Origin of the sequence: Sphingomonas changnyeongensis, assembly GCF_009913435.1 — a bacterium.
Lineage (GTDB): Bacteria > Pseudomonadota > Alphaproteobacteria > Sphingomonadales > Sphingomonadaceae > Sphingomonas_B > Sphingomonas_B changnyeongensis.
Genome location: NZ_CP047895.1, coordinates 1,160,393 through 1,184,325, shown reverse-complemented (window position 1 = coordinate 1,184,325; position 23,933 = coordinate 1,160,393). Strand labels below are relative to the sequence as shown.

Here is a 23,933-nt window from a genome sequence, read left to right as displayed (position 1 = left end):
ACGGCCTCGACATCGGTCAGGGGATGCCGATGCGCGGCCGCGCCGCGTTCAGGCGGATCACCGGCTGTGCCAGAGTGCCCGACAGCGCGACAGTCACCGGGCCATAGCGGCCGGCAAGCCCCGCGGCGCGCCCCTCGATCCGGCCACCGGGCTGCAGCCGCCCCGCGCCATCGGTCACCGTCAGCCCCGGCGAGGCAAGGCGCAGCCGGTCGAGCGTCGCCACCCCGGTCGGGCCATAGCCGATCCGCCCGGTGATCAGCGTCTGCCCGGCCAGCAGGTCGCGCAGCGCGCCATTGTCGATGCGCACGCTGCGCGCGGCGAACCGCCCGGCCAGCGCCCAGCCGCCACCCGGGGGCGCGACCAGATCAATGTCGCTCGACAGGTCGAACAGCCCCGCGCCCTGCACCAGATAGCGGTCGACCCGGCCCGACAGCGCACCGCGATAGGTGCCGGCGGCCAGATCGGCGGCGATCACCGCCCGGGCATCGATGCGCGGCGCGCGGATGCGCAGATCGTCCGCCAGCAGCCGCGCGCCGCTGACCGCAATCTGCCCGTCGAGCGTCACACCGGTCAGCAGCTCGCCCAGCGAAGGCCCCAGCCCGGCGATCCGGGCGGCGCGGGCCCTGAGCGGAATCAGAATGCGCCCGGGCATGATCCGCGCGGCACCGCCCGCAGCCAGCCCCTCGACCCGCGTGCCGCCAAAGCCGAGCATCGCGGCGTTCAGCCGATAGTCGATGCGCGGCCGGGCGAACGGCCCGTCGATCCGCGCGCGCAGGCGGACGCCGCTGCCGACCAGATTGGGCGCAAGCGCGGCGGGACGCAGCAGATCGGCAGACAGGGTGGCCATGCCGATGCGGTTGCGCGCCAGATCGACATCGCCCTCAGCCGCCACCGACAGGGCGGCCGAGGCCAGTTTGAGCCGGACATCGGCGCGCCGGTCGGCCAGCCGCGCCGACAGGTCCATGGCCAGCGCCGGGCGGGTCAGCCCCTGAAGCGCGGGCATGATCAGCCCCGGCCGGGTCGGCCCCTCAGCGCGGAACAGGCCGCTGCGCGCGGTCAGCGCCAGCCGGGCGAGCGGACGGCCGGCATAGGCCGCGATCAGCCGCCCGTCCCAGGCGCGCCAGTCCCCCGCCCCGCCAGATCGAGCGCGAGCGGCGCTTTCAGCCCGGTGAGCGCGGCCAGCGCCCCGCCCCTTGGCGCACGCACCGACGCCGCCATCGCCAGCCGCCCGTCATCGGGCGCGGCATCGAGCCGGAGCATCGCCCGGTCGCCGCCGCCAAGCGCCGCCAGATCGGCACTGACCAGCGCGCGCGCATCGGCGATCCGCGCCCGCCCGGACAGGCGGAGCGTCTGCGCCCGGCCCGTCACCGCCGGGGCGAGCACCAGCCGGTCGACCGCCAGCCAGCCGAGCGTCAGGTCGATATCGGGCAGCACCGGCCGGTCCGGATCGGCGGGCACCCGCCGCAGCGCCGGGCGGCGGGCGAGCACGACCAGCGGCGCGGACAGTTCGCGCATGTCGATATGGCCGCCCAGATAGGCAAGCGGCCGCCAGTCGAGCGTCAGGTCGGGCGCGTTGGCGAACACGCCCTGCGGATCGCGCACCGCCACGTCGCGCAGCACCATGCGCCCGAACAGCGATCCGTCGATCCGCCCGATCCTGACCGACAGGCCGGACGCAGTCTCGAGCCGCGCCAGCTGGTCGGCCACCAGCCGCCGCCCGGCATCGCTGTCGGCCGCGACGAACGCCAGCACCGCCAGCGCCACCACCCCGACCAGCCCGGCGGCAACGCCGCGCAGCACGCGGGCCAGCCGTCCCGCGCGCGCGCGCGCCGGCGGGGCGATGGTCCCATTGTCCGGATGGTCGGTCAAAACGCCTGTCCGATCGAAATGAACAGCGTGATGCGCGATTCGCCCGGCCGCCGTGCCAGCGGGGTCGCGACATCGACGCGGATCGGGCCGAAATTGGTGTAAAGCCGCCCGCCAATGCCGACCCCGGCACGGATGTCCGACAGCCCCGGCAGGCTGGAGCGATAGACTTGGCCCGCATCGACAAAGGCGGCGATGCCATAATCGCCGAACCGGTAGCGCGCCTCGACCGCTGCCTCGACGACGCTGCGCCCGCCGATCGGGGCATTGTCGGCATCGCGCGGCCCCAGTTCCTGAAAACCGAAGCCGCGCACCGATCCGCCGCCGCCGGCATAAAGCCGCCGCGACGGGGCAATGCGGTCGCGCGGCGCGCCGACGATGGTGCCGAACCGCGCCCGCGCCGCGATCACCAGATCGTCCCTGACCGGATAATAGCCGCTGACATCGACGATACCGCGCGCATAGCGGTCAAAATCGCCCGAGACACGCTGCGAAAGCTCAGGCGTCAACCGCCCGGTCACGCGGAACCCGCGCGTCGGATCGAGCAGGCTGTTCGACCGATCATAGCCAAGCTGGGTCGGCAGGGCGACGATGAAATAGGTGCCGGCACTGTCGTCGCGCGGCTCGATGCGCCGGTCTTCATCGCTGGCGAGCAGTTCGAACCCATAGGCCCAGGTCCAGATCTTCTGCCACAGCGGCGTCGACTCGCGCGAGATGCGCGCCGACAGCGATGCGGTCAGCGCGTCATAGGCCTCGTAACGCTGGCGCGCGCCGCGCAGACCCAGTTCGACCGTCCGGTCGCGGCGGCCGGCATTGGCGCGGCGGAAACTGACCCCGGCCGATTGTTCGCGCGTGCCGATCACCCCCTGCACGATCAGCGCGCCTTCGGGCGGGAACAGGTTGCGGTGGGTCCAGCTGCCGCGCAGCGTCAGCCCCTGCCCGGTCTGATAGCCGCCCTGGGCGGCGATGGTGCGCGGCGGCCCGGCCTGCTGGGTGACGTTCAGATCGACGATCATCCGCCCTTCGGCATCGCGCCGCTCGGTCGCGACCGGCGTGACCGCGACGCCCGACATCAGCCCGGTCGCGATCATCGCGTCGCGCAGATCATCGACCTTGCGCCCGTCATACCGGTCGCCGCTGCGGAACCGGGCGAGCACCGCGACATGCGCGGCGTCGAACACCGGGCGGCCGCTGGTCAGGATGCTGCCAAACGCCCCCAGCGGCCCGGGATCGACCGGCAGCGTATAGTCGCCCAGCCGCGTTTCGGGATCGAGCAGCACATCGCGCGCGCCGAGCGTCGCGAACGGATAGCCACGTTCGGGCAAGCGCACGCTGACATTGGCCTCGGCCGCCTCGATCGCGGCGGCGACCAGCGGCTCCCCGCCCTTCAGCCCCAGCGCCGCGCGCGCAAGCCCCGGCGGATCGGTGTCGGGACCGGTGACGCTGATCCGGCCCAGCCGATAACGCCCACCGGCCACGAAACGCAGCCGCGCGACCAGCGGCCGGTCGCCCGCCGGCGGCTCGATCGCCACGCTTGCGGTCGCATCATAATAGCCCTCGGCGCGCAGCAGCGACAGCGCCAGCTGCTCATCCTCGCGCGCCCGCGCCAGCACCACCGCGCCATTGGCGGCATCGCCGTCACCCCGGTCAAGCGCCGACAGGCTGCGGAAGCGGCGCTCCAGCCCGACCGCGTTCAGCCCCTCGACCTCAAGCCGGTAACGCAGCGTTTCGGCGGGCGCGGTCGCGTCGGCCAGCCCGGCGGGCGGATCGAGCGCGAAGCTGCCAAGCGGCGGCAGCGGATCGCCAAGCTCCGGCGGCAGGGACGGCACCGGCTCCGCGCCGGCCGGCGATGGCGCGGGCACGGATGCGACGGGAGCGGGTGCGGATGGCGCGGGTGTCGCAGGCAGGGGCGCAAGCGGCGCATCCAGATCGTCGCCGACCGGGGGCAGCGCGGCCTCGAAATCAGCATCGGAGATCACCGGGGAGATCACCGGCGGCTCGGCCGCGACGGACACGCTGTCCGCCGGCGATGCACGGTCGGCCCCGGCCCCGGACGAGGCGGCGGGCGGAGGAGATGCTGGCTGCGGTCCGGCCGGTGCCGCGAACGCCATGATCGCGGCCAATGACGTCAATGCACTCACCTGGACCCCTTCATCCTCCGCAGGTAACCCTGACGCCTGCCGACCGGTTCCACAATCGCTTTCATGGCGCAGCCCGCCCGCCGCTGCGGCTCGGCACGATGCCCGGCTTAAGCCTCGCTTAAGGGCTTGGGCATAAGCCCGAAAAAATGTCGGGCGCATTTCAAGCCTTTGAGCCGGTTGAGGGCGACTATCCGCCGGAGCGCCGATCGGGCGCACGGCACATGTCGGTGCTGCGCGCCGGGCGGATCAGCTTTGATGGCGACGATCATCTGTGCATCGTGCGCAACATTTCCGCGGGCGGGCTGATGGTCGGCTGCAACACGCCGCCGCAGCCCGAACGGCGGGTGACGGTCGAGCTGCGTTCAGACAAGCAGATGCACGGGCTGGTGCGCTGGAGCCGCGACGGCCAGTGCGGCATCCAGGTCGATGAACCGATCGATGTCGAGCAGGTGCTGCGCGAGGAACGCAATCCGCTGCTGCGCATCCGGCCGCGCGCGCCGCGCTTCGTGCGGCGCGGCACGGTGAAGCTGATCGGCGAGGGCGATCCGGTGATCGGCGACGTGATGGACATTTCGATCGGCGGGCTGAGCTGCCGGCCCGACCGGCCGCTCAAGCGCGGCGAACCGGTGGTCGCCTCGATTTCCGGGCTGGTCGCGACCACCGCCGAGGTGCGCTGGACCAAGGGCGATGTCGTCGGCATCCGCTTTGAAAAGCCGCTGCCCTGGCGCGGCTTTGCCGACTGGCTGGAACAGGCCCCGCGCGGCTGAGCCGCCCGGCGCATCCACGCCCCGGTTCAGGCCCGCCGCCAAAGTTCTGGCCATCGCCGCACCGCGTCCGCTAGGCTGTCCCCCAGGGAGGGCGCGCATGATGCGGTGGGTGAAACGGCTGGGCGTGGTGCTGGTCCTGCTGCTGGTCGGCGGCATCGCCTTTGCCTGGACGCCCGATGGCGACCGGGCGGCGCTCATCGCCCGTTACAGCGACGGCAAGTCGCGCTTCCTCGATCTGGGCGACGGCCTGCGCGTCCATGTGCGGGTGGACGGCCCCGAAACGGCGCCGGTGATGCTGCTGATCCACGGCTCCAACGCCTCGCTGCACACCTGGGCGGGCTGGACCGAAAAGCTGGCCGGGCGTTACCGGCTGGTCGCGATCGACCTGCCCGGCCACGGCCTGACCGGTGCCCATCCCCGGCGCGATTACCGCGAGGAAAGCTTCATCGACGTGATCGACCGCGTCGTCGACCGGCTCGGCCTGCCGCCCGCCATCGTCGCGGGCAATTCGATGGGCGGCGAGCTGGCGTGGAAATATGCGCGCGCCCATCCCGCGCAGGTGCGCGCAATGGTGCTGATCGACGCCTCGGGCGCGCCGGGCGCGTTTCCCGACCATGCCTCGATCGGCCACAGCATGATGCGCAGCGCGGCGCTGCGCCCGGTGCTGCGCCATCTGACGCCGCGCATCCTGATCGAACAGAGCCTGAAGGACAGCCTTGCCGTCCAGCAGGTCGTCACCCCGGCGATGGTCGACCGTTACTGGGAACTGCTGCTCTTTCCCGGCAACCGCGACGCGACGCTCGACCGCGCCACGGTGCGCCGCCCGGCCGCCACCCCGGCGGCGATGGCCGCGCTCGGCAAGCCGGTGCTGATCCTGTGGGGCGCAGCCGACCGGCTGATCCCGCCGCGCTATGGCGAATGGTATCGGCGCGCCATTCCGGGGTCCGAACTGATCGTCTATCCGGGGGTCGGCCATGTGCCGATGGAGGAAGCGCCCGATCGCACCGCCGCCGATGTCGATGCCTGGGCAAAACGGCTGGGCGCAGCGGGCGCATGACGACCATCGCCGTCTACAGCGCCAAGGGCGGCGTCGGCAAATCCACGCTGGCGGTGAACCTTGCCTGGTCGGCGGCGATCCTGTCGTCGCGGCGCACGCTGATCTGGGATCTCGATGCCCAGGGCGCGGCCAGCTATCTGCTCGGCCAGGGGCGCGGCGCGCCGGGCCCGGCGGAGCGCGTGTTCGCGCGCGACGTGGCACCGGAAACGCTGATCCGCCCGACCGGGATCGACCGGCTGGACCTGCTGCCCGCCGACAGCTCGCTGCGCGCGCTCGACCGGCTGTTTTTCGAAATCGGCAAGAAGAAGCGGCTCAGGCGGCTGCTCGAAGGCCCGGCGCGCAGCTATGAACGCATCATCCTCGACTGTCCGCCCGGCCTGACCGAAACCAGCGCCCAGATCCTGGCCGCCGCCGACCTGATCCTTGCGCCGGTCATCCCTTCGCCGCTGTCGCAGCGCGCGCTGGACGAGGTTGTCGCCTTTGCCGGGCGGCTGAACGGGCGGCACGCGCCGATCCTGCCGATCTTCTCGATGGTCGACCGCCGCCGCGCGCTGCACCGCGACGCGCTCGAACAGCGGCCCGACTGGCCGGTGATCCCGATGGCAAGCGCGGTCGAACAAATGGCCAGCGAACGCGCGCCCATCGGCGTGTTCGCCCCGCGTACGCCGGCGGCGGAGGCCTTTGCCCGGCTGTGGCGCGGCATCGAGAAAAAGGCCGCGCGGCTTTAGCCGGTTGCCGCGTTATCCGGCGCGATGGCGCCCGGGAGCGGTTTCGGATCCGCCGGGTGTTTCCACCCGGCTCGAAAAGGCTCTAGACAAGACCGCAATGCCGCCGATCGACACCGCCCTGCTGCTGCGCGCCTACCGGGTGGGGGTGTTCCCGATGGCCGACAGCCGCGATGCGCCGGACATTTACTGGGTGGAGCCGCGGCGGCGCGGCATCCTGCCGCTCAGCGGCTTTCACCTGTCGCGCTCGCTGGCCCGCACGCTGCGCCGCGACCGCTTCACGGTGACTGCCGACCGCGCCTTTGCCCAGGTGATCGCCGCCTGCGCCGAAATGCGCGCGCCCGGCGAAGGCACATGGATCAACGCGGCGATCGAGGATGCGTGCAACCGCCTGCATGCCGAGGGCCATGCCCATTCGGTCGAATGCTGGCAGGACGGCGCGCTGGTCGGCGGGCTGTATGGGATCCGGCTCGGCCGCGCCTTTTTCGGCGAAAGCATGTTCAGCCGCGCGCGCGACGCATCGAAGGTCGCGCTCGCCCATCTGGTCGCACGGCTGCGCGCGGGCGGTTTCACCCTGCTCGACTGCCAGTTCCTGACCGATCATCTCGCCTCGCTCGGCGCGGTCGAGATCGACCGGGCCGATTACATGGCGTTGCTGGGCGCGGCCGTATCGGGGGCCGGCGCGGGCACCGGCGGCGATGCGGCGTTCGGCGCGCTCGACCGGCTGGCCGGCGCGGTGCCGCCGGACGCGCCGGCACGCACGGTCGCCGCGCCGATTTCGGGATGCGTCATCGCACAGCTTTTGGGCCAGACATCATAGACCGGATGCTCGACGACGTTGAGCGACGGCGACTCGGCATAGAGCCAGCCCGAAAACACCCGCCGCCAGCCCGCATCGACCCCGCGCACATCAAGCTGGACGAACGCGCCGGTCAGCTTCTGCACCTCGTAAGGGGCGGTCGTCTCGCAGGCGCGCAGGCGCACGATCACATCGCCCACGCGCACCGCCTGGCCGGGCCGGAGCGTCAGGTCGCGCGCGATGCCGTTGCGCTTGTTGAGCAGGCCGAGCACCGCCACCCGCTCCGCCATCGGGGTTTCGGCGCGGACATAGGCGGGCGCGGATCCGGCGCGCGGCGGCTGATCGGCGGCGGCCCCAGTTGCGTTGTCGACCGCATCGGCGGGCGGCGTCGCTTCGGGCGGGGCCTCAGTGGAGACGGGATTAGCGGTCTGGTTCTGAAGCGCAAACGCCGCGCCGCCGGCTGCGACCGCCAGGCCGAGACCGGCCAGCGCGGCGCGCATCATGCCGCGTCCGGGCTCCACGCCTCATAATCGCCGGTCGATGCCGCGCGCACGCCGCCCGATTCGAGCGCACCGGCGGGGCGATAGGCGGCGGACGTGCCGGTCATGTTGGGCACGGCGGGCTTCTGCCAGGCGCGCGGGGCGGGCAGTGCCTCAGGCAGCATGTCGGTGGTGTGATGCAGCCAGCCATGCCATTCGGGCGGCACCCGGCTGGCGTCGTTCGACCCGTTGAAGATCACCCAGCGGCGCTTCAGCCCGTCCTCGCCGGCCGTGCGGGCTTCGTAATAGACATTGCCCCAGTCGTCGCTGCCGACACGCACGCCGTTGCGGCGGGTGTAAAGCGCGGTGCCGATGGTGGCGCCATTCCACCAGGTGAAGATCGATGCGAGCAGACCCATGCCGCCGCGTTTAGCGATGTCGGCCCGCTTGGGAAAGCCCGGTTTAGCGCGGCCAGCTCACCCGGTCGCCGGGATTGATGCCCAGCTCTGCGGCGCGCCCGCCCGCCAGCTCGAGCACGGCGGCCACATCCTCGCCCGATTCGACCGGCGCCAGCGAATGCGGGATGGTGTTGGCGGCAATGCGCGCGATCGTGCCGTCGGCGCGGATGAAGATGATGTCGAGCGGGATCAGCGTGTTCTTCATCCAGAAGCTCGCCGGGCGCGGCGGATCGAACGGGAAGATCATGCCCGCATCAGGGGCCAGCGATTCGCGGAACATCAGGCCCTGCGCCTGTTCGGCGGCCGTCCGTGCCACCTCGACCCGGAAGCTGTGCCGCCGCGCACTGGCATCGGTGATGTTGAGCGTGACGAGATCAAGCCCCGCCGGCGTCCGCGCCGGGGCCGATTCCGCCGGGCGGGCGCTGCACGCGGCCAGCGGGGCGAGCGCCAGCGCAAGGCTGGCGGCGGCGATCATGCGCAGCATCGGATCAGTCCGCCGGATCGACCTGGACGGCAAGCGGGCCTTTGCGCCCATCGGCGATGCGCGCGATCAGGCGCTGGTCGGGCTGAATGTCGAGTATGCCGGCGCGGCGAAAGGTTTCCATGTGTACGAAGATATCGCCATCATCGCCGTCGCGCACCAGAAATCCATAGCCCTTCAGCCGGTTGAACCATTTGACGCGCACCGGTTCGGGCGGACCGGCCTGATCGGCAAGGGCGACCGGGTCGACACGCTCGCGCGGGCGCGCCAGCAGATCATGGTCCGGCCCGATTGCGGTCGACAGATCGAACGACAGGATCTGGCGCGCCTGCAGCCCCCGGTCGCGGTGCGCGGCCAGGCATTCGACCCGCGCCCCCTCGGGCAGGCTGCGCCGGCCATGGTCGCGCAGAACCGAGAAGTGGACGAGGATGTCGCCGCCCCCCTGCTCGCTGACGATGAAGCCGAAGCCGCGCGTGGCGTCGAACCATTTGACCGTGCCCGTATGACGCTCGAGCGTCTGGCCATCGCCAGACGGGGCGGACCCGGCACCGGCCAAAGCGCCCCCGGCCCTGCCGATCAGCGCAGCCTCCGCCGCTGCGGCCGCGGCCGCACGGGACATGGTGCACGGTCCGCCGCCCTCATGGCCGTTGGTCAGCCGGGCACCGGGCAGCACATGGCCACCCGCCGCCCCGCCATCGGCCAGGCCGTCGACGCGGTTCTGTGCCCGCAGCTGACCCGCGCCCCCCGGCGCCGGCCGATCGAGATCCACTTGCCCCCCCAATTCAGGTCCCCCCAACCAGGTTAGCATCATAGCACAGCTTTGTTGCGAAACTGAAACATAGTTTCCGCCCGCTTTACACTTTCTCATGTCCAGTCGGCTGGCCAGCATGTCGCCGCCCCGCAGCATGCGGCAAAACAGGCGCCTAAAGAGGCTGATCCTCGTCAAGGACGGCACCTGGCGCGGCATCGACGATGCGGGCGGCCAGGCGCGGCGGGTGGCCGGCGCGCAGCATCGCCGCCATCGCCCGGTCCCGGCGGCGGCGGGCCTCCAGCGGGTCGATCGCCTCCGCCGCCCCGCCATCGGGCGCGAACGGGCCGATCCGGCGACGCCGGGCAAAGGCGAGTGCTGCGGCCCAGGCGGCATCGCGGGCGGCCTCTTCCGCCGGGGCGGCGTCCTCTGCCGCGATCCCGGCGGCGCGCAGCGCCGCGCCGACACGGCGGACGCCATAGCCCCGCCGCGTCAGCCCTGCTGCACGCTGCTGAGCAAAGCCCCTATCATCGACATAGCCGAGCGCCGCCATCCGCGCGACCAGCGCCGCCGGATCGGCGGGCACATCGCCGCGCCAGCCGCGCGCGCGCAGCTTGCGGTCGAGATAGGCCGCCAGCCGCGCCTCAGTGGTGGCGAAGCGTTCGACATAGCGCAGCGCCAGCCGTTCAAGCGCATCGGCATCAAGCGGCGACGGCGTGCGCGCCGCCGGACCATCTGCTCCATCCCCGCTCCGGCTGCCGCCGGGCCTGCCGCGCCACGATTGTGCCACACTCGCGTCCGATTTTGACCGCGCCCGGCCGCCATGCGGACAGGCTGGAACTGAAACATGCTGCACGACCTTGGCGTCTTTGCCATGGCAGGCAAGCGGGAAACGGGGTCCGGGCACAAAACGGGATCAGGGCCGGGACTGTTGCTGTCCGCCCGGCAGATGACCGGATGAACCGATCCCCCGAGATACAGGGTTGCACTGAACGTCTATGACCGAAATCGTCGTCACGCCGTCCGATGATGCGATCCCGCGCCGCTTTTCCGATTTCGCGACGCTCGGCGAAGCGCTGGATTATGCGGCCAAGGGGCTGAAGGGCTTCAACTTCCACGATGCGCGCGGCACGCTGGTGCGCGCCTATGGCTATGCCGAGCTGCGCGACGACGCGCTGGCCCATGCGCGGCGGATGGTGGCGCGCGGCATCGGCCGGGGCGACCGGGTGGCGCTGATCGCCGAAACCGGGCCGGAGTTCGCGTCGCTGTTCTTCGGGGCCGTCTATGCCGGGGCATGGCCGGTGCCGCTGCCGCTGCCGACCTCGTTCGGCGGGGCCTCCGCCTATGTCGACCAGCTGAAGGTCCAGCTCGACAGCTGCGATCCGCTGATGCTGATCTATCCGGCAGACCTTGCCGCGATGGCGGGCGAAGCCGCGCGCCAGGCCGGCGTCGTCGGGATTTCGTGGCAGGATTTCGCCGGCGAAGCCGCGCCCGACGCGCCGCTGCCCGCCGCCGATCCGGACGACATCGCCTATCTGCAATATTCAAGCGGCTCGACCCGCTTTCCGCACGGCGTCGCCGTCACCCACCGGGCGCTGCTCAACAATCTGGCCGCCCATTCGCACGGCATGCTGGTGCGCCCCGGCGACCGCTGCGTGTCCTGGCTGCCCTGGTATCACGACATGGGCCTTGTCGGCTGCATGCTGTCGCCGGTCGCCAACCAGGTGTCGGCCGATTATCTGAAGACCGAGGATTTCGCCCGGCGTCCGCTCGCCTGGCTCGACCTCATTTCGCGCAATCCGGGCACCACGCTGAGCTATTCGCCGACCTTCGGCTACGACATCTGCGCCCGGCGCGTGTCGAGCCAGATGCATGTCGCCGAACGGTTCGACCTGTCGCGCTGGCGCGTGGCGGGCAATGGCGCGGACATGATCCGCCCCGATGTCATGCAGTCCTTTGTCGAGGCGTTCGGCGATGCCGGGTTCAACGCCCGCGCCTTTCTGCCCAGCTATGGGCTGGCAGAGGCGACGCTGGCCGTCACCATCATGCCGCCGGGCGAGGGCATCGTCGTTGAAATGGTCGCCGAAAGCGAACTGGCAGGCGGCACGCCGCCGGCCGCGGGCGCGGCCGAGCGGTTCCGCGCGGTCGTCAATTGCGGCCGGCCGGTACGCGACATGGCGGTCGAGATCCGCAGCGACGATGGCGCGCCGCTGCCCGAACGTGCGATCGGCAAGGTCTGGTGCCGGGGCGGATCGGTGATGACCGGCTATTTCCGCGATCCCGAAGCCACCGCCGCCTGCCTGGTCGATGGCTGGCTGGATACCGGCGACATGGGCTATATGTCGGGCGGCTATCTCTACATTGTCGGCCGCGCCAAGGACATGATCATCGTCAACGGCAAGAACCACTGGCCGCAGGACATTGAATGGGCGGTCGAACAGCTGCCCGGCTTCAAGGCCGGCGACATTGCCGCCTTTGCGATCACCACCCCGGCCGGCGAGGAAGCGCCGGCGGTGCTCGTCCAGTGCCGCACCGCCGACCCGGCGGAGCGGGCCCGCCTGCGCGACGCGATCCGCGAGCGGGTGCGCCAGGTGACCGGGATGAACTGCGTCGTCGAACTGGTGCCGCCGCGCACGCTGCCGCGCACCAGCTCGGGCAAGCTCAGCCGCACCAAGGCGCGCAACCTGTATCTGTCGGGCCAGATCCGGCCTTACGATCTTGCGGCCTGACTGATCGTTCGGGAACGGGTCTGACGGCGCGGCGGCGGTCCGTGCCGGGTTCCTCTTTTGTGGTCGCGGCACCGGCCCGCTCCCCCACCCGGCCACCCAGCGGCAGCATCTTGTGGGCGGCCGGGTGGGGGCGTGGGCCGGTGCCGCCCTCGCGCCGTGAGGCGCAGCAAAGACACCACCACACGCCCTGCGACGGGTTCCGGGCGCGTTGCGACGAGCCGAGTGGCATTGCTTACCGAACGCTAACCAAAGCGGACTAGGCCTTGGCGGGTGACACGAGCCCGCCCTGCTGCCGCTGCGCGGCCGATGATCGACTGGCGCACGGCCCTTGGCCTGTCGGAACCGCGCGATTCCGACTGGGGCAAGGTGCGCGCCGCGCAGATCGCGGCGGTCCGGCGGCACTGGCCGACCCGGCTGGCCGCCGAGCTGCTCGGCATCGCGCTGCTCTGGACCGGGCTGACCGGCCGGGTGCCCGATACCTGGCTGTGGGGCTGGACCGCGCTCGCGCTCGTTGCCGCGCTGGGCACCGGCTTGTGGCGCGCGCGCGCAGCCGGGGCTGAGACGACCGCATCGCCCGCCGGCCTGTGGCGCGAGACCGCCGCCGCGCTTGCCGCCGCGCTCGTCTGGGCAGCCCCGCCGGCGCTGTTTGCATCGGCGACCGGCGTCGAGGCGCAGCTGACGCTGTGCGCGGTCGGGTTTGCGGTCATGGTCGGCATCGTGCTGCTGCTCGCCCCATTGCCGCTCGCCGCGGCCGGGGCGCTGGCGCTGGCCGCTGCCGGATCGACGATGTTTCTGGGCGTGCTCGGGCTCGATCTGCTCGCCATCGCCAACCTGGCCTTTGCCGCCGTGCTGCTCGCCAGCGCGCTGACCCAGGGCCGCGCCTTTCTGATGAACACCGCCGCCCAGTTCGCGCTGGTCGAGAAGGAAGAGGTGGTCAGCCTGTTGCTGCGCGAGCATGAGGAAGGCGATGCCGACTGGCTGTGGCAGATCGATGCCGCCAAGAGCCTGACCCATGTGTCGCCGCGCCTTGCCTATGCGCTGGGCGAGGAGGCGTTGGCGATCGAGGGGCGGCCGTTCCTGCAGATCCTGGCCGGCGACAGCTGGGAAACCGGGCAATTCGCCCCCGCGCTCCACGCGCTTGCCGACAAGCTCAAGCGGCGCGAGGCGTTTTCCGACCTGCTGCTTGAAGTGAAGGTGCGCGGCGAAACGCGCTGGTGGGAATTGTCGGCCAGCCCGCGCTATGACGAACAGGGCGCATTCATCGGCTTTCGCGGCGTCGGTTCCGACGTGACGGTCGAGCGCCATTCGGCCGACAAGATCAACCGCATGGCGCGGTTCGACACGCTGACCGGCCTGCCCAACCGGCTGCAGGTCAACGAGGCGCTGGGCCAGGCGATGGCCGAGGCCGAGAAATGGCGCGGCCGCTGCGGCTTCATGATGATCGATCTCGACCGGTTCAAGGCGGTCAACGACACGCTCGGCCATCCGGTCGGCGACCGGCTGCTCGGCCGGGTGTCCGAACGGCTGATGGGCCTGATGAGCGAGAATGAGCTGTGCGGGCGGCTGGGCGGCGACGAATTCGCCGTCGTTATCCGCGACGCATCCGATCCCGCGCGGGTCGAAGCGCTCGGCCGGCGCATCATCGAGGAGCTGTCGCGGCCCTATGATGTCGACCAGCATACGCTTTACATCGGCGCCAGCGTCGGCGCGGCGGTCGGCCCGCGCGACGGGCGCACGGTCGAAACGCTGATCCGCTCGGCCGATCTCGCGCTTTACCGCTCCAAGGATGCGGGCGGCGGCCATTACCATGCCTATGAACCGCAGCTCCACGTCCATGCCGAGGAACGCCGCGTGCTGGAAATGGCGCTGCGCAAGGCGCTGGAAAAGGGCGAGCTGCATCTGGCCTATCAGCCGGTCGTGTCCGCCGATGAAGCGGTGGTCGAGGGGTTCGAGGCGCTGATGCGCTGGACCAGCCCCGAACATGGCAATGTGTCGCCCGCCAAATTCATCCCGCTGGCCGAAGAGGCGCGGCTGATCGGCCCGATCGGGCAATGGGCGCTGCGCACCGCGTGCATGGAGGCGCGCAACTGGCCGTCCACCGTGCGGGTCGCCGTCAACGTGTCCGCCGAACAGCTGCACGATCCGCGCTTTGTCGATGCGGTGCGCACCGCGCTGGCCGATAGCGGCCTGCCCGCCCACCGGCTCGAGCTGGAGGTGACCGAAAGCGTGTTCATGCGCGAAGGCACCAACGCGGTCGCGGTGCTCGGCCAGGTGCTGGCCCTTGGCGTGCGGCTCGCGCTCGACGATTTCGGCACCGGCTATTCCTCGCTCGGCTATCTCAGCCGGACCAAGTTCTCGACGATCAAGATCGACCGCAGCTTCGTCCAGGGCGCGTCGCGCAACGCGCCCGAAAGCCTGGCGATCATCCGCGCCGTCGTCGCGCTGGCCGACAGCCTTGGCATGTCGACCACGGCGGAGGGCGTGGAGACCGAAGAAGAATATGCGATGATCAAGCGGCTTGGGGCCCGCAAGATCCAGGGCTATCTATTCGGCCGGCCGATGAGCCCCGCCGACGCCCGCGCGCTGTTCCCGAACGCGACGCGCACCGCCGTGGCCTGAGCCGGCGGGTGCGCGCCGGCCACCAAGCCGCTTGCGCGCCCGCCCCGCCGCCGCTATCTGCGGCGCTCTCCTGCGGAGGAGTGTAGCTCAGTTGGTAGAGCATCGGTCTCCAAAACCGAGGGCCGGGGGTTCGAGTCCCTCCACTCCTGCCAGGATCCTCCGCTGACCGGCCAGTTGAGCGCCCGGCTGGCTCAATCGGTTTTTCCGGCCCTATCTGAAGCTTGTGCCGCCGGTCAGGCTGCGCGCCGCGCCGGATCGGCCCGGCCGAGCCCCGAGCCGCCGCCCGCCTTTGCCTGTTCGCGACCATCCAGCGCCGACAGCGAGCGTTCGAGCGCCGCCATGCGGTCGCGGCTTTCGCGCACCAGCTGGGTGATGCCGCCGGCGGCGATGGTCGAGCGGTTGGCCAGTTCGCGCACCTGGGTCGCGACCACGTCGAATCCCCGCCCGGCATCGCCGGCATGGGCGGCCTCGATCGCGGCGTTGAGCGCCAGCACATTGGTCTGAAAGGCGATGGTGTCGATCGTCGTCACAATCTCTGCGATCCGCTCGCCCGCATCGATGGCGGCGCGCACGGCAACGCTCGTCTCGCTGACCGCCTGCTGGCGGTCGGACACATCGATCGCGCACATCATCACCCGATCCACCTGCCCGGTCACGTCGCGCAGCCCGGTGAACACCGCATCGAACATCAGCTCGCGCCCGTCGGCGCACGGCCAGGCGAGCATCCGGCGCAGCTGCCGCCCCGAATCGATGGCGGCACGCTCATCGGCAGACAGCAGCCGGTCGAGCGTGGTCGCGAGGCCGTCGGTCAGCCCGCCCGACTTGACGAGGGCGTCATTGGCCACCGCCAGGCGCTGGTCGCGGCCCCATTCGGCGATCGCGCTCGACTGGCCGATCGCATGCAGCTTCATGTCGAAATCGATCTCGTGCTGCTTGGTCTCGGTGATTTCGGCCTGGACCGAGATGAAGCTCTGCACCCGCCCGGCGGCATCGCGGACCGGATTGATCGCCAGATTGACCCAGTAAGGCGCGCCGTCGCGGCGATAATTCAGGATTTCGCCGCTGTACGGCTCGCCGCGCGCCAGCGCCTCGCGGATGCGCGCCACGGTCGCCTGATCGGTCTGCGGGCCTTGCAGGAATTCGCCCGGGCGACGACCGATGACTTCGCTGGCGCTGTAGCCGGTCAGCCGTTCGAACCCGGCATTCACATAGGTAATGCGGCGATCGAGCCCGGTCACGATCACTGCATTGGCCGTATGGTCGACGACCAGCGACAGCCGCGCCGCTTCTTCGCGCTGGCGGACCTGGGCGGTGATGTCGGTCGCGAATTTGATCGCCTTGATCGGCCGTCCCTCACTGTCGAAAATCGGGTTGTAGGACGCCTGGATCCACAGCACGCTGCCATCCTTGCGGCGGCGCTCAAACTCGCCGACCAGATGCTCGCCGCGCCCCACTGCCGCCCAGAGCGCGTGATATTGCGGGCTCTGCACCAACTGTTCGTCGCAGAACATGCGGTGGTGCCGGCCGACAATCTCGTCGAGGGTGAAGCCGGTCGCGCCGAGGAAATTGGCGTTGGCGGTGCGGATCGTGCCGTCCAGCTCGAACTCGATCACCGCCTGAACGCGGTCGAGCGCGGCCAGCTTCTGCGCGTCCTCAAGCGCCCTCGTGTGCGTCGCCGTGACGTCGCGGACGAACATCATCACACCGTCACCGGCGGGCACGAACATCAGGTCGAGAAACAGCGTCGCGCCGCCCGGGCCGCCCGCCCGGAACAGGCCGCGCGCCGCCGCGCCGGCGCGGGCGGCGGGCCACGCGCCTTCGTCACCAACCTCGGGGATGAAGGCGTCGATCGACAGACCGGGCGGAACACCCCCGCCCCAGCCCATCAGCCGGCACAACGGCGCGGTGGCGGCGATGATCCGGCCGGACTGGTCCAGATCAGCCACAGGATAATGATCGTGAATGGCATCCATTTTCAGCACCCGGCCATCGACTGCCGGTTCAACAGGCGCTTCAGCCTGTCGGCTCCAGAACATCTTCATTCGCGATCACCCGGTCCATGGGAGGATATGCAATGCTTATAGCGCGCCACATCTGATGTGATCGATTCATGGTAAAAAGAAATCGTTTGCAGAAATCTGCCAAAATCTGGACCGCAGCCATGGCCCGATCCCCCGCCATCCTGCCCCTGCCCCGGCGCCGGATCGCGCCGCCGTCCAAGCCTTGCACGGCGCGGGGGCGTCCTATATAGCAGCAAGCATTCCGACATGGGTGGAATGGTTCGCCGGCGACATTGGCCGGGCGGGGCCGTTCACCCCGAACACGGGCAGGTGAACGACGTGGCTGGCAAAGGCATCGGCAACATTCCGCAGTTCGTGCAGCAGGTGCGCACCGAAACCGCCAAGGTTTCGTGGCCGACCAGCCGCGAAACCGTGATGACCACGGTGATGGTCCTGATCATGACCGGCCTGCTCGGCATTTTCTTCTTCGGCATCGACCGGGCGTTCGCGGCGATCGTGAAGCTGCTGCTGTCGCTCGCTGCCTGACCGTTACACCGGCCAAGAAAAAAGGACATTTATGTCGCGCTGGTACATCATTCACGCCTATTCCGGTTTCGAGAACAAGGTCCGCGACGCGATCCTGTCAGAAGCCGAGCGGCTGGGCCTGGAAACGCTGGTCGAGCGCGTCGAGGTGCCGACCGAAACCGTGACCGAGGTGCGGCGCGGCAAGAAGGTGCAGGCCGAACGCAAATTCTTCCCCGGCTATGTGCTCGCCAAGCTGGCGATGACCGATGATGTCTATCACCTGGTGCGCAACACGCCCAAGGTGACGGGCTTTCTGGGTTCGAGCGGCAAGCCGCAGCCGATCAGCGAGGCCGAGGCCGCGCGCATCCTGAGCACCAAGGAAGAAAGCGCCGCCGCGCCCAAGACCAAGGTCAAGGTCGATTACGAGATCGGCGATGCGGTCAAGGTGCTGGACGGCCCGTTCGCCAGCTTCAACGGCGTGGTCGAGGAGCTGGATTTCGACCGCAGCCGCGTCAAGGTGTCGGTGTCGATCTTCGGCCGCGCCACCCCGGTCGAGCTGGAGTTCGAACAGGTCGAGCGCGTGAAGTAAGCGCGCCGCGACTGGCGATTGCAAAAGGGGCCGGCGCGCGATCGCCGGCCCCTTTTTTAATGTCCGCCAGGCTTTGCGCACGCCCCATGCGGGGCGGGCGGCTTTGCCCCTTTCGCTGAGCGTGGTTTTCGGTTATGGGCCGCGTCTTCTGTTGCCCTGGCGGCAGGAATCCGGCGGGAGGGGTGCGTGCCGCGCATCCCGCGAGAACCGCTCAACTTGAAACAGAGTGAGGTGGATCATGGCCAAGAAGATTACTGGCTATATCAAGCTGCAGGTGCCTGCGGGCGCTGCCAATCCGTCGCCGCCGATCGGCCCGGCGCTCGGTCAGCGCGGCGTCAACATCATGGAGTTCTGCAAGGCGTTCAACGCCGCGACGCAGGAACTCGAAAAGGGTGCGCCCATCCCGACCGTCATCACCGTCTATGCGGACCGGTCGTTCAGCTTTGAAACCAAGACGCCGCCGGCGAGCTTCCTGCTCAAGAAGGCGGTCGGCCTGAAGTCGGGCTCGAAGGAACCGGGCAAGGCGGTTGCGGGCACGATCAAGCGTTCGCAGCTTGAGGAAATCGCCACCATCAAGATGAAGGATCTGAACGCCAACGACCTCGCGGCGGCGACCAAGATCATCGAAGGCTCGGCCCGCGCGATGGGCCTTGAGGTTGTGGAGGGCTGATACCATGGCAAAGCTGACCAAGAAGGCCAAGGCATTCGCCACCGCCGTCGACCGCGAAAAGCTCTACGGCATTGACGAGGCGATTGCCCTCGCCAAGACCCATGCGTCGTCCAAGTTCGACGAGACGATCGAAGTCGCGCTCAACCTGGGCGTCGATCCGCGTCACGCCGACCAGATGGTGCGCGGCGTCGTCAACCTGCCCAAGGGCACCGGCAAGACCGTGCGCGTCGCCGTGTTCGCCAAGGGTGCCAAGGCCGATGAGGCCCGTGAAGCCGGTGCGGACGTTGTCGGTGCCGACGACCTGCTCGAAATCGTCCAGGGCGGCACGATCGATTTCGATCGCTGCATCGCCACGCCCGACATGATGGGCCTGGTCGGCCGTCTCGGCAAGGTGCTCGGCCCCAAGGGGCTGATGCCGAACCCGAAGCTCGGCACGGTGACGATGAACGTCGCCCAGGCGGTCAAGGACGCCAAGAGCGGCCAGGTCGAATATCGCGTCGAAAAGGCCGGCATCATCCATTCGGGCATCGGCAAGGCGAGCTTTGCCGCCGAAGATCTGCGCGCGAACTTCGACGCGCTGGTCGATGCGGTGGTCAAGGCCAAGCCGTCGGGTGCGAAGGGCAAATATGTCCGCAAGATCGCGCTCAGCTCGACCATGGGCCCGGGCATCAAGGTCGACGTCGCCGAAGTGGCGGGCGCCTGATCGGCCGCCGCGCGGGCTGACGGTCCGCGCCGCATGAAAAAAAGGGGCCGGGGCGGCGACGCTCCGGCCCTTTTTTTGACGCGCGCGCTCCGTGGCGGCGACGCAGCGCGCGGCATCTCGATACGCAGACGGAACCTTCCGGGGGCGTGCCGCGTTTCACCGCGGCACCTTGGCCGATCAGGAACCCGTTGATGACAATGATTGCCAGCCGTCTCGCCAGCCGTCTCGAAAGCATCGCCCCGCTGCTCGCCCGCGCCTTTGCGCCCGGTTACGGCGAAGGGCTGCCCGATCCGCTGGCCCGGCTGCTCGCGCGGCTGAGCGCCGGAGGCCCGGCCGCCGACCTCGCATTCGAGCGCGAGCTGACCGCGCTCATCCCCCGGCTGCGCGCCCATGCCCGCTCGCTGACCCGCGATGCCGCCGCCGCCGAGGATCTGGCGCAGGACAGCCTGATGCGCGCCTGGGCGGCCCGCGACCGGTTCGAGCCGGGATCGAACCTGCGCGCCTGGCTGTTCATGATCCAGCGCAACCTGTTCCTGACCCAGCGCCGCCGCGACAAATTCGCCGGTGCCTGGGACGATGCCCAGGCAGAACGGCTGCTGGTCGCCCGCCCCGAGCAGGAAGCAGCGATCGCGCTGCGCGAAGCGGGGGCCGCAATGGCCGCCCTGCCGCCGGCGCAGCGCGAGGCGCTGCTGCTCGTCGCCGCCTGCGGCTATGGCTATGACGAGGCCGCGCAGGCCGCCGGCAGCCGGGTGGGCACGATGAAAAGCCGGGTGTTCCGCGCCCGTGCGGCGATGGAGGCGATGCTGGACGGAGATGTCACCCTGCCGGATGCGCCCGATGCCGGGCCGGAGCACCGGGTCGATGCGATGATCGAGGCTGCCCGCGCGATCGGCGTCGCGGCCTGATCCACGGGCGGGTCGCGCCGCGACCGCCGCGGCACGAACCGGTCAGGCCTTGGGCGACAGCCGGTGGGAACTGATCGCGTCGGGATCTTCCTCGAGCAGCCGGTCGAGCGCGGGCTGAGGCAAGGGCGCCGTGAACTCGACGCCCAGCCGGTCCTTTTCAGCCCAGACAATATGTGCGGGAAAACGGCCGAGATCGGGGAACAGCAACGCAACACCGGTGCCGCGCACCAGATCGCCGCCCGCCCATTCGCCCGAAGCGCCGTGGCGCGACAGATTCTGGACAAGAAACGGCATGGCGATGCCATCAGGGCCGATCAGCCGCGCCTCGATCTCGATCCCGAAGCGGAAGCTGCGGCGCTCGTCGAGCTGAAAGGGTTTCGGATTCGCCACCACCATGTCCTCCGGCACCGGACTTTCGCAGCGACTGCTTAGCGAAGCGGAAATCTCCCCTCCGTAATCGCCCGGTAACAGGCGTTTGGGCCGATGGTCCGGATCAGGCCGCAGCCTTGCGCCGCAGCCGCCGCAAACCGATCTCGGCGGCCAGGTCGCTGAACATCGCCACTTCATCATCATGAAACCAGCGCCGGCTGCGTGAGGCGAATGCCGCCACACCGAACAGCTTGCCGTCGGGCGCGATCATCGGGAATCCGCAATAGCTGCCAAGGCTGAGCTTGCGCGCGGCTGCACATGCCGGATCGGTGCTGTGACCGATGTCGCGCATCACGACCGGCCGGCGGTCACGGGCCACCCGGCCACACAGAAACTCCCCAAAGGCAAGGCCGTCAAGCGCATCGCGCATGACCGGATCGAGGCCGCGGACACACAGGACATGGAGCATCTGGCGATCCAGATCCGCGCGATAGGTGAAGCACACATCAAGACCCAGCCGGGCCGGCGCCTGCGCGAACAACAGGTCGATCAGCGCGCTCTCGTCCAGCGCCGCGGGCGCTGCGGTCAACAGTTCAACCAGCCGGGCGCGTTCAGTGGCGGTGCTGCGGCTGCTGCCGATAAACTGCGTTTCAAGCATGTCGTATCCAGATCACAACTCGAAAGCCCGCACGACCGTTCATCCACACCCCCGCCAAGATGAACTTGATGACCGCCGGACATCACCAAATGCCGGCCCAATATCATCCAATTTACTTGTAAACAAATCATTTTCCATTCGAGAACAGTGGCGAAACAATGTTTCAATCTGATTCCCGGAAGCAATTGAACCGCCTGTGCCTTTGTCTGGCGACGGCAATTTATTTGCCTTGATAAGGGCATTTACGGAGGGGGCGGAAATCGGGCCGGGCAGATCGTCTTGACGGCCGGCGCGCCCCGCGTCATGCGACGACGGCCTCACGCACGAGGCCCGCCTGAATGAGGACCGCGATGCGCCGCCTTGTGCCTGTTGCCGCCGTTCTGATCATGCTGCTCGGCCTCGCAGCGTGCGGCAGCCGCGACGCCGACCGGCCGGACGACGCGGGCAATGCACGGCCCAGCCTGATCCCGGTGCTCGCCACCCTGCCCGCCGCCGCGCGGCTCGGCTGATCGCGCGAGCTACGGAGCCTTTCGCTCAGCAGCGCTTAACCACTGCGGTCCTAAGCCCGGAGCGGAGCACAGCGTTGAGCAAGCGAGGCACATCTGATCCGGCGCTTCCGGCCGTCCCGCCATTGGGGCTGCGTCAGGCGCAATATGCACGCCTGCGGCGCCAGATTCCGTTCCTTTACCTGCTGCTCGCGGTCAATGCGTTTGCGCTGGCCTTCACCCACCGGGACGTCGCCCCGCCGGGGCTGACGCTGTGGATACCCGCGGGGCTGATCGTCGCCTGCCTGGCGCGCATGTCGATGTGGCTGCGCCCGGTGGACGTGTCGCGCCGCGACACGGCATGGATCGTCGGCCAGCTGCGCCGCACGACGGTGCTGGCCATGGTGCTGTCGGTCGCCTTCATCGTCTGGGCGCTCGCGCTTGGCCCTTATGGCGATGCCTATCAGCAGGGGCATATCGCGATCTTCGTCGCGGTGACGGTGCTGGGGGTCATTTTCTGCCTGACCCATCACCCGACGGCCGCGCGGCTGGTGTGCATCGCGGTGATCGGCACCTTTCTGACCACCTGTCTGGTGGTCGGCACCGAGGTGATGATCGCGGTCGCGATCAACATCGCGCTGGTGACGGCCGTGCTGCTGAAAATCCTGCACGATTCCTTCGATGCCTTTGTCAGCCTTGAAGCCTCCAAGAACGCGCTGATCGCCGAGCGCCGTCAGGCCCAGAAGCTGAGCGAGGAGAATGCCCGACTGGCCGCGACCGATGCGCTCACCGGCCTGCCCAACCGCCGCTATTTCCTGTCGGCGGTCGAACGGCTGCTCGAACAGGCGCAGCCCGACCAGCCCTTTTCGATCGGCCTGCTCGACCTCGACAAGTTCAAGCCGATCAACGACACCCATGGCCATGCGCAGGGCGACAGGCTGTTGCAGGCGCTGGGCGACCGCATCCGCGCGCTGTGCCCGCCGGAAGCAACCGTGGCCCGGCTGGGCGGCGACGAGTTCGGGCTGCTGGTTCCGGGCACGCCTGCCGAGGCGGAGGCGCTGTGCGAAGCGCTGCGCGACGTGATCCGGCGGCCGGTCGCACTTGGCGACATTTCGGTCGCGGTCGGCTGTTCAACCGGGATCGCCACCTATCCGGATGCTGGCACCGATGCGCACATGCTGTTCGACCGCGCCGATTTCGCGCTTTACCATGCCAAGCGCCACGGCCGCGGCGGCGTGGTGCGTTTTTCCGACACGCTCGAAACGCTGATCCGTTCCGAACAGGCGCTTGACGCAACCTTGCAGACCGCCCGGCTGGAGGACGAGCTGTCGGTGCTGTTCCAGCCGGTGATGGACGCGGCCGGAAACCGGCTGTTCGGCATCGAGGCGCTGGCGCGCTGGACCTCGCCGCGGCTGGGCGCGGTGTCGCCGGAAATGCTGATCGCCACAGCCGAGCGCACCGGCATGACGCGCACGGTGACGCTGGTGCTGTTCGACAAGGTTCTGGCCGCGATGGCGCGGCTGCCTGCCGACACGCGGGTGGCGTTCAACCTGTCCGCCCTCGACCTGTGCGACGGCCGCACCATCGGCGATCTGACCGCGCGGATCGAGGCGGCGGGCATCCGCCCGCGCGGCTGATGTTCGAGATTACCGAGACGTCGCTGGTGTCGGACATGGTGACCGCGCGCGCCGCGCTCGAGCGGCTGCGGCGCGGCGGGGCGCGCATCGCGCTTGATGATTTCGGCACCGGCTATTCAAGCCTTGCCGCGCTGCACCAGCTGCCGATCGACATGGTCAAGGTCGATCGCAGCTTTGCCGCGCGGCTGAACGACGCCGCCGGCCGGCGGCTGCTGTCGGGCATTCGCGGCCTGGCCGAGGCGCTGGCCATCGACTGCGTGCTCGAAGGGGTGGAAACCGAGGCGCAATTGCTGGCCGCGCGGCGCACCGGCTTCACGCTTGTCCAGGGCTTTCATCTCGCCCGGCCGATGCCGATCGAACAGATCCTCGCGCTGCCGTCGCTCGCGCTGCCGCTCACCCCCGGCCCGCCGCCTCCGCTTCGGCCGCCTGACCCGGCGCCCTCCGGCGTTCCTCTGCCCCCCTCGCGCAACGGCTGCGCGCATCCTATGTCTGCGCTGGATTCGCCACTCGAACAAAGATAGAA

Annotated in this window: 22 protein-coding genes, 1 tRNA gene and 2 pseudogenes; 14 read left to right on the top strand and 11 right to left on the bottom strand. The window is 69.6% G+C overall.

What is annotated here, in order from left to right; translation table 11 throughout:
* Positions 1–16 precede the first annotated feature (16 nt).
* The 3 genes from GVO57_RS05905 to GVO57_RS05895 form a co-directional block, all read right to left on the bottom strand.
* Positions 17–1,003 (bottom strand): hypothetical protein, encoded by a 987-nt coding sequence (locus GVO57_RS05905; protein ID WP_160592381.1) that lies wholly within the window; start codon positions 1,001–1,003, stop codon positions 17–19.
* A 95-nt stretch (positions 1,004–1,098) separates the two neighbouring features.
* Positions 1,099–1,869, bottom strand: a complete 771-nt coding sequence (locus GVO57_RS05900) for an AsmA family protein (RefSeq protein WP_160592380.1) — start codon at positions 1,867–1,869, stop codon at positions 1,099–1,101.
* Positions 1,866–3,881, bottom strand: a complete 2,016-nt coding sequence (locus GVO57_RS05895) for an autotransporter assembly complex protein TamA (protein WP_233281497.1) — start codon at positions 3,879–3,881, stop codon at positions 1,866–1,868. Before GVO57_RS05895 ends, GVO57_RS05900 begins: the two co-directional genes overlap by 4 nt.
* Before the next feature lie 272 nt (positions 3,882–4,153).
* Between GVO57_RS05895 and GVO57_RS05890 the strand changes: the two genes are divergently transcribed.
* The 4 genes from GVO57_RS05890 (at position 4,154) to aat (ending at position 7,376) form a co-directional block, all read left to right on the top strand.
* Complete coding sequence (locus GVO57_RS05890; RefSeq protein ID WP_160592379.1) at positions 4,154–4,774, top strand: PilZ domain-containing protein; 621 nt, start codon at positions 4,154–4,156, stop codon at positions 4,772–4,774.
* A 97-nt stretch (positions 4,775–4,871) separates the two neighbouring features.
* Positions 4,872–5,831 carry an alpha/beta fold hydrolase gene (locus tag GVO57_RS05885; protein WP_233281496.1) on the top strand — a complete coding sequence of 320 codons (960 nt, stop codon included), beginning with the start codon at positions 4,872–4,874 and terminating at the stop codon, positions 5,829–5,831.
* The gene (locus tag GVO57_RS05880; protein ID WP_160592378.1) at positions 5,828–6,559 is read left to right on the top strand and encodes a ParA family protein; all 732 of its coding nucleotides are present in this window, start codon (positions 5,828–5,830) and stop codon (positions 6,557–6,559) included. Before GVO57_RS05885 ends, GVO57_RS05880 begins: the two co-directional genes overlap by 4 nt.
* 97 nt (positions 6,560–6,656) lie before the next feature.
* Positions 6,657–7,376 (top strand): leucyl/phenylalanyl-tRNA--protein transferase, encoded by a 720-nt coding sequence (aat, locus tag GVO57_RS05875; RefSeq protein WP_160592377.1) that lies wholly within the window; start codon positions 6,657–6,659, stop codon positions 7,374–7,376.
* 35 nt (positions 7,377–7,411) lie between these two features.
* Here aat and GVO57_RS14855 read toward each other — a convergent pair.
* The 5 genes and pseudogenes from GVO57_RS14855 to GVO57_RS05850 form a co-directional block, all read right to left on the bottom strand.
* Positions 7,412–7,645 (bottom strand): annotated as a pseudogene (locus GVO57_RS14855) (DUF2155 domain-containing protein); the annotation flags it as partial.
* A 209-nt stretch (positions 7,646–7,854) separates the two neighbouring features.
* The gene (locus tag GVO57_RS05865) at positions 7,855–8,253 is read right to left on the bottom strand and encodes an NADH:ubiquinone oxidoreductase subunit NDUFA12 (RefSeq protein WP_160592376.1); all 399 of its coding nucleotides are present in this window, start codon (positions 8,251–8,253) and stop codon (positions 7,855–7,857) included.
* Between the two features lie 43 nt (positions 8,254–8,296).
* Positions 8,297–8,767 (bottom strand): DUF192 domain-containing protein, encoded by a 471-nt coding sequence (locus tag GVO57_RS05860; RefSeq protein WP_160593854.1) that lies wholly within the window; start codon positions 8,765–8,767, stop codon positions 8,297–8,299.
* Between the two features lie 13 nt (positions 8,768–8,780).
* On the bottom strand, positions 8,781–9,542 hold the full coding sequence (locus GVO57_RS05855) for a cold-shock protein (RefSeq protein ID WP_327785545.1): 762 nt from the start codon (positions 9,540–9,542) through the stop codon (positions 8,781–8,783).
* Between the two features lie 154 nt (positions 9,543–9,696).
* Positions 9,697–10,311 (bottom strand): RecX family transcriptional regulator, encoded by a 615-nt coding sequence (locus tag GVO57_RS05850; RefSeq protein WP_160592375.1) that lies wholly within the window; start codon positions 10,309–10,311, stop codon positions 9,697–9,699.
* A 208-nt stretch (positions 10,312–10,519) separates the two neighbouring features.
* Between GVO57_RS05850 and GVO57_RS05845 the strand changes: the two genes are divergently transcribed.
* From GVO57_RS05845 to GVO57_RS05835, 3 genes are all read left to right on the top strand, one after another.
* On the top strand, positions 10,520–12,250 hold the full coding sequence (locus tag GVO57_RS05845; RefSeq protein ID WP_160592374.1) for a fatty acyl-AMP ligase: 1,731 nt from the start codon (positions 10,520–10,522) through the stop codon (positions 12,248–12,250).
* 270 nt (positions 12,251–12,520) lie between these two features.
* Positions 12,521–14,869: a putative bifunctional diguanylate cyclase/phosphodiesterase gene (locus GVO57_RS05840; RefSeq protein ID WP_327785544.1), complete on the top strand. Its 2,349-nt coding sequence runs from the start codon at positions 12,521–12,523 to the stop codon at positions 14,867–14,869.
* 76 nt (positions 14,870–14,945) lie between these two features.
* Positions 14,946–15,021 (top strand) — tRNA-Trp (locus GVO57_RS05835).
* An 81-nt stretch (positions 15,022–15,102) separates the two neighbouring features.
* On the opposite strand, the gene GVO57_RS15385 is transcribed toward GVO57_RS05835, so the two are convergent.
* Complete coding sequence (locus GVO57_RS15385) at positions 15,103–16,911, bottom strand: methyl-accepting chemotaxis protein (RefSeq protein WP_327785543.1); 1,809 nt, start codon at positions 16,909–16,911, stop codon at positions 15,103–15,105.
* Positions 16,912–17,199: 288 nt separating this feature from the next.
* Between GVO57_RS15385 and secE the strand changes: the two genes are divergently transcribed.
* The 5 genes from secE to GVO57_RS05805 all read left to right on the top strand — a co-directional run bounded on the left by secE (position 17,200) and on the right by GVO57_RS05805 (position 20,261).
* Entirely contained in the window at positions 17,200–17,415 is a 216-nt protein-coding gene (gene secE / locus GVO57_RS05825) for a preprotein translocase subunit SecE (protein ID WP_233281495.1), read from the top strand.
* Positions 17,416–17,446: 31 nt separating this feature from the next.
* Positions 17,447–17,983, top strand: coding sequence for a transcription termination/antitermination protein NusG (nusG, locus tag GVO57_RS05820; RefSeq protein WP_160592372.1), 537 nt, complete (start codon positions 17,447–17,449; stop codon positions 17,981–17,983).
* Between the two features lie 238 nt (positions 17,984–18,221).
* Complete coding sequence (rplK, locus tag GVO57_RS05815) at positions 18,222–18,653, top strand: 50S ribosomal protein L11 (protein ID WP_160592371.1); 432 nt, start codon at positions 18,222–18,224, stop codon at positions 18,651–18,653.
* 4 nt (positions 18,654–18,657) lie between these two features.
* Positions 18,658–19,356, top strand: a complete 699-nt coding sequence (rplA, locus tag GVO57_RS05810; RefSeq protein ID WP_160592370.1) for a 50S ribosomal protein L1 — start codon at positions 18,658–18,660, stop codon at positions 19,354–19,356.
* Positions 19,357–19,547: 191 nt separating this feature from the next.
* Positions 19,548–20,261 (top strand): sigma-70 family RNA polymerase sigma factor, encoded by a 714-nt coding sequence (locus GVO57_RS05805; RefSeq protein WP_160592369.1) that lies wholly within the window; start codon positions 19,548–19,550, stop codon positions 20,259–20,261.
* A 42-nt stretch (positions 20,262–20,303) separates the two neighbouring features.
* On the opposite strand, the gene GVO57_RS05800 is transcribed toward GVO57_RS05805, so the two are convergent.
* Together GVO57_RS05800 and GVO57_RS05795 are read right to left on the bottom strand one after the other, a co-directional pair.
* Entirely contained in the window at positions 20,304–20,651 is a 348-nt protein-coding gene (locus tag GVO57_RS05800; protein WP_160592368.1) for a PilZ domain-containing protein, read from the bottom strand.
* A 103-nt stretch (positions 20,652–20,754) separates the two neighbouring features.
* Positions 20,755–21,288: a GAF domain-containing protein gene (locus GVO57_RS05795; protein WP_160592367.1), complete on the bottom strand. Its 534-nt coding sequence runs from the start codon at positions 21,286–21,288 to the stop codon at positions 20,755–20,757.
* A 350-nt stretch (positions 21,289–21,638) separates the two neighbouring features.
* Between GVO57_RS05795 and GVO57_RS05790 the strand changes: the two genes are divergently transcribed.
* The gene (locus GVO57_RS05790) at positions 21,639–21,797 is read left to right on the top strand and encodes a hypothetical protein (RefSeq protein ID WP_160592366.1); all 159 of its coding nucleotides are present in this window, start codon (positions 21,639–21,641) and stop codon (positions 21,795–21,797) included.
* Positions 21,798–22,087: 290 nt separating this feature from the next.
* Positions 22,088–23,931 (top strand): annotated as a pseudogene (locus GVO57_RS05785) (putative bifunctional diguanylate cyclase/phosphodiesterase).
* The last annotated feature ends 2 nt before the right edge of the window (positions 23,932–23,933 follow it).